The organism is Hypericibacter sp. (genome assembly GCF_050729195.1).
Taxonomy (GTDB): Bacteria; Pseudomonadota; Alphaproteobacteria; order Dongiales; family Dongiaceae; genus Hypericibacter.
In genome coordinates, this window is the sequence record NZ_JBOHKS010000085.1 from 1 (window position 1) to 5,224 (window position 5,224).

Consider the following 5,224-nt stretch of genomic DNA (forward strand, 5'->3'; position numbering starts at 1 on the left):
GCGCGATAGACCTCGGCGACATAGGCGCCGTAGGTCAAGGTCAGGGCCAGGATCGCATACCATTCGAGCGGGAAGTCGCGAATGATCGGCAGGCCGGTCAGCGGCAGGCCGAAGCCCACCAGATAGATCGAGATGATGGCGGGGAGTCCGCGAAACACGTCGATATAGGCGGTGGCGATCATGCGGATGGGCCGGCCGGGCTCGCCGGGGATGAGGCGCGCGATCGCGACCACCAGCCCCCAGATCAGAACGAACACCTCGGCCACGCAGAAGATGAAGACGTTGACCCAGAAGGCGTGGAAGACGAGGCCGAAGGAACTGAAGATCAGCGGCAGGAAGAAGAAGGTGCGGCCGACCGCGATATCGTTGAGCACGATGAAGAGCGCGATCACGAGCACCAGCAGCACCGCCACCGCATAGCCGAAGGTGTACCAGCACCAGGTGCGGGCGGCGGCGCCCTGGACGCGCGCGGCGATGATGTCGCCCTGGAGCCGGGCGGCGCGGCCGCGCCTGGCGGCCTGGAGGGCGCGATAGGCCGGGAGCAGGAGAACGAAGGAGGCGATCGAGCAGACCAGCAGGATGGTCTCGCCGATGGTGCCGCTCACCTGCAGATCGACCAGCACCCCTTGGAGGATGCTGCGCAGCCACCAGGTCGCGGCGATGACGGCGAGCGCGCCCGCCAGGGCGACCGTGGCCCCGGTGACGGCGTCCTTCGGCGGCGTGGCGATGCGCCGGCGCGGGACGCGGATGGCTTCTGGCGCGGTGTCGCTGCTCATCGCTGACCCCTTTCAAGCGGAGCCTGGCAAGCCCCCTGGCAAGCCCAAGTCTCCTGCGCCGCCCCGATGGCTCCCCGCTCCGGAGCGAGGATGCGCCCGGAGCAGGGTCCCGTCGAACGGCGGAAGGCCGGCGATTACGGCTTGAAGTAGGGGATCGCGGTCGGGTCGGCGCCCCAGGCCCCGGCGAGATATTTCGCCGCGAGAGCCTTCAGGGTGCCGTCGTCGATCAGCGCCTGGATGATCTTGTCGATCGTCTTGCCGTTGGCCGAGCCCTTGGGATAGAGCGCGCCATAGGTTTCGCCGGTCTGGTACTGCCCGACCACGGTGAACATGCCGTTGGAGACGGCGGCCTGGCCCAGCACGATCGCGGTGTCGGTCATGGCCACATCGACCTGGCCCGCCTGGAGGGCGGTGAACATCGAGGGTGTATCCGGGAACACCTTCTCCGGATTGGTCGGCATCAGCAGATTATGAACGAAATCGGCGCCGGTCGTGCCCTGCTGCACGCCGATGCGCAGGCCCTTCATGGTCATGGCCTCGACCTTGGTGCTCTTCTTTGCCAGCACGCCGATGTCGGAGGAGAAGTAGGGGACCGAGAAATCCACCACCTTCTTGCGCTCGTCGGTGATCGAGATCTCGGACAGCGCCAGGTCGAAATTCCTGGTCTGGCCCGCGACCAGCGCGTCCCAGGCGACGTTCACGACCTTGACCTTATCGAGCCCGGCGCGGTGCGCGATGTTCGCCGCCATGCAGTATTCGTAGCCGTCCTTGATGCTTTCGGGCGTATCGCCGTTCCACCAGCCCGGGGCGGGCAGGTTGACCTCGACGGTGAGCTGGCCCGCGACCGCCGGGGTCATCGGGATCGAGCCCTTGGCGCCGGTCAGTTCGCAATTGCCGATCATATCGGCGGCTGCGGCGGGCAAAGAGCCCGTCAGCGCAAGCGCAAGGGTAAAGGCGCCGCCCAGGGCTGCGCCAAGCGTCATACGGCGATTCATGAAAGTCTCCCGTGGCAATGAAGGACGATGTCCCAGAACGTTTATCTTCGTTGGCTCGGGCCCGGCGGCGGGAGGGGTGCCTCGGCACCGCGGCGGGGGCGAGCAGGCGGCATCTTAGCGCAGCCGGCGGCTGTCCAGCCAGGGGAGGGGAATTTCCCGGCCGGACAGGGGCTTGACCGGTCCAAACTGTCCCCAGGCCCACCGGGCAAGCCTATCGACAAGAGGGGGTGGCTTTGCTATATCGCCGCGTTCCTCGGATGGCTCTCAGGGCCGCCCGCCGGGCCGGATCTGGGCGCATAGCTCAGTTGGTAGAGCAGCTGACTCTTAATCAGCGGGTCGCAGGTTCGAGTCCTGCTGCGCCCACCAAGCCTTTCAAAGGCTTACCCACCAGATCACGCCGAACGCAGGAAGAGCGGGTTGGACAATCCAACTCGATCGTCCAACTTTGCGCGTTTCCCATCGATCGGAACGACGCGCAACTGGTGACCGCCATGCAGGGATCGGTCGCAGGCGAGACAACAACGGTGCAGAGACGCACCCCGCCGCCGCCTCAGCTTGCGGAGTCCGGGTCGTTCTCATTCGCAGGAATCATCCAGACCGCTCCCTCCGAGGGGGGCTCGTGCGGGTCGGTGGTCGTTACCCAGCTCGAGCGGATCCAATAGATATAGACCGGACATTGCAGCGCCCTCGCCTGGCTCTTGGCCTTGGTGACAACGACATTGGGCGGGTTGTCCGGCAGGAATATGCTCCCATTTCCGGTAATGCTCGCGTCGATCATCATTGCCTCCGTCCTTTCGGCAGACCCGGCTCCGGGATGCCAAGTCCGCGGCCGGCAACAAGGATGGAGTTACCAAGTTTCGGCTCGATGTCGTCGCACCGCGCTTTATTGTTTCAATTGCTTCTGTTCGTGGGAGCAAAGGCTCGGAAGCAGAGTGCGAGCCCCGCTGGAAGCCGGGACAAGCTTCGTGCCTTCGGCTCCGGATTCCGCCCCTGATTTCCTAACCGCTTGATGTCATTGATCTTGGGCCGTCGAGCGATCGTCATGGGCTTCGGGTCGCTGATGCAGAGGCGCGAAGCATGTCGTCCCCGGGAAGTCTTGTCCGCCTTCGGAATGCCGGGCGCGGAACCAGGAAGACCTCTGGCTCTCGGCGGCGCCCGGAACCGTGCTAGGAATCGCGCCGGCAGATTCGACTGAGGGGCACAAGGGCAGCCCCCGCGCGAGGTCCGTTGATCAAGCTCAGAGGCAAGCGGCATTTTCTCTGGCGCAACATCCATGCGCCGGTTCCGGTCCTGGCCGGGAGCCTGCACCTCGCCGACGCGTTCGGCTGGACCACGGCGCGGCTTACGCCCTCGCATCGCGCGATCTTCGATCGCCGGCTGCCGGGCGCCATCGATAACGGAAGGCCGGTCGACACGGCCGAGTTCGTCGCCCGGATCGCGCAGCAGCTGCAATCGATCGGGGACATCGTGGCGCCGGTTTGCGGCGTCCATTCGCGCGATCCGGCGCGGCGCATCGCCGTGGTGTATTTTTCCTGCCGCGATCCCTCTCTCGCCGATGCCTGCCTGGCCATGGCGGTGCCGCTCGCGGACCGGGCCGTGCAGCCTCCGGCGGGAGAGGACGCTCTCGATTCCGAGCTGGCGCGGCATGTCGAGCGCGTAAAGCAGCTGCGCATGAGCGATGCCACGCGCCAGATGGTCGAGACCGTCGAGCGGCGCGGCATTCCCTGGTTCCGGATGGCCGCCGGGCTCAATTATGTCCAGCTCGGACAGGGCGCGCGGCAGCATCGCCTGACGAGTGCCGCTTTGACACCTGAATCCGGGATTGGCCGCGAGCTCGCCCATAACAAGATGCTGACCCTGGGAGTCCTGGCGCAGCTGCAGCTCCCGGTCGGAAAATTCGCTGCGGTCAAGGACGCGGCCTCGGCGCTGAAACTGGCCGAAACGCTTGGCTATCCCGTCGTTCTGAAGCCGGTGTTCGGCGACAAGGGGCGCTCTGTCTTTGCCGACCTGCGCAACGCGGACGAGCTGCGGGCTGTGCTGGAGCGGGTCAATCTCGGCCGGGAACGCTTCATGCTGCAGACCTTCCTGCCCGGGGAGGACCACCGCATGCTGGTGATCGAGGGCAAGCTGGTGGCCGTCGCGCAGCGTATCCCGGCCTCCGTCCTCGGCGACGGCCGGCGCAGCGTCACCGAGTTGGCGGAGGTCGAGAACAAGAATCTGCGGCGCATCCGCGGGCCGCTCGAGCTCCTGCCGCTCGACGAGGAGGCGGACCGGGTCCTGGCGCAGCAAGGCTGCAGCCGCGAGACCGTTCCCGAGGCGGGCCGCCGGGTCAGGCTCCGGGTCAACGCCAACATCTCGACCGGAGGCTCCAGTATCGATCTCTCCGCGGTGGTTCATCCCGACAATGCGCGCGCGGCGGTGCGGGCCGCGAAGGCCTTGGCCCTGACCGTCGCGGGCGTGGATTTCATCTGCCCCGACATTTCGAAATCCTGGCGCGAGGTCGGCGGCGGCATCTGCGAGATCAATACGTCGATCGGACTGCGGCCGCATTCGGAAGCCAACCCCGATTTCGACGTCGCCGGCGCCATTCTCGATACCGTCTATCCCCGCGGCGAGGACGGTCGCATCCCGACCGCGATGGTCACCGGCACCAAGGGGAAGACCACCACGACCCTGATGCTGAGCAGCATCCTGGCTGCCGCGGGCCATTGTGTCGGGAACGCGACCACGGAGGGTGTCTGGATCGGCGGCGAGCAGGTCCTGGTCGCCGACAGCGCGGAATCCCATGGGGCCTCGATCGTGCTGCGGGACCCGACGGTCACGGCGGCGGTCCTCGAGACGGCGCGGGGCGGGTTGCTTCAGGACGGCATGTATCTCGATCGCTGCGACGTGGCGGCGCTCCTGAATGTCGGGCGGGAGCAGATCGGCATGAACGGGATCGAGACGCTCGACGAGATGGCGGCGTTGAAGGCGAAAGTGATCGACGCGGCGCGAAGAGCCGTCGTGCTGAACGCCGATGACCCGCGCTGCGCGAGCCTGGCGCCGTCCTGCCGCGCGCGCCTGAGGACCATCCTGTTTTCCATGATCCCCGATTCACCGGCGATCAAAGCCCATCTCGCGGCCGGCGGCGAAGCGATCGGACTTCTGTCCGTGGAGGGCCACGAAACGATCGTCCATTGGCAGGGCCATGACATGACGCCGCTGATCGGAGCGGCGGCGTTTCCGGCGAGCCTCGGCGGGATCATCCGGCCGAACGTGGCGAACGCGATGGCGGCTTGCGGCCTCGCCCTCGGTCTGGGCCTGTCGCCGGAAACGATTCGAGACGGGCTGGCGCGATATGAGATCACCGTCGCATCGTCCCAGGGCCGTTTCAACTTCGTGGAAGGCTTCCCGGTTCGCATCCTGTTCGATCGCGCCACGGATCCGCCGGCGCTGACGGCCGTCATGTCCGTC

At 66.5% G+C, this 5,224-nt stretch carries 4 protein-coding genes and 1 tRNA gene; 2 read left to right on the forward strand and 3 right to left on the reverse strand.

What is annotated here, in order from left to right:
- On the reverse strand, positions 1-776 hold a 776-nt coding region (locus ACREE8_RS06550; protein WP_431572179.1), incomplete at its 3' end, for an ABC transporter permease subunit.
- Between the two features lie 134 nt (positions 777-910).
- On the reverse strand, positions 911-1,771 hold the full coding sequence (locus ACREE8_RS06555; RefSeq protein WP_431572180.1) for an ABC transporter substrate-binding protein: 861 nt from the start codon (positions 1,769-1,771) through the stop codon (positions 911-913).
- A 290-nt stretch (positions 1,772-2,061) separates the two neighbouring features.
- Here ACREE8_RS06555 and ACREE8_RS06560 point away from each other — a divergent pair.
- A tRNA-Lys gene (locus ACREE8_RS06560) sits at positions 2,062-2,137 on the forward strand.
- 184 nt (positions 2,138-2,321) lie between these two features.
- Here the strand turns inward: ACREE8_RS06560 and ACREE8_RS06565 are convergent.
- The gene (locus ACREE8_RS06565) at positions 2,322-2,552 is read right to left on the reverse strand and encodes a hypothetical protein (protein ID WP_431572181.1); all 231 of its coding nucleotides are present in this window, start codon (positions 2,550-2,552) and stop codon (positions 2,322-2,324) included.
- Positions 2,553-2,998: 446 nt separating this feature from the next.
- Between ACREE8_RS06565 and ACREE8_RS06570 the strand changes: the two genes are divergently transcribed.
- Positions 2,999-5,224 (forward strand): Mur ligase family protein (locus ACREE8_RS06570; RefSeq protein ID WP_431572182.1); only part of this gene is annotated, 2,226 nt, incomplete at its 3' end.

Coding starts and splice junctions, on each gene's coding strand:
- ACREE8_RS06565 (WP_431572181.1), bottom strand. CDS start 2,552: ATGATGATCGACGCGAGCATTACCGGAAATGGGAGCATATTCCTGCCG.
- ACREE8_RS06555 (WP_431572180.1), bottom strand. CDS start 1,771: ATGAATCGCCGTATGACGCTTGGCGCAGCCCTGGGCGGCGCCTTTACC.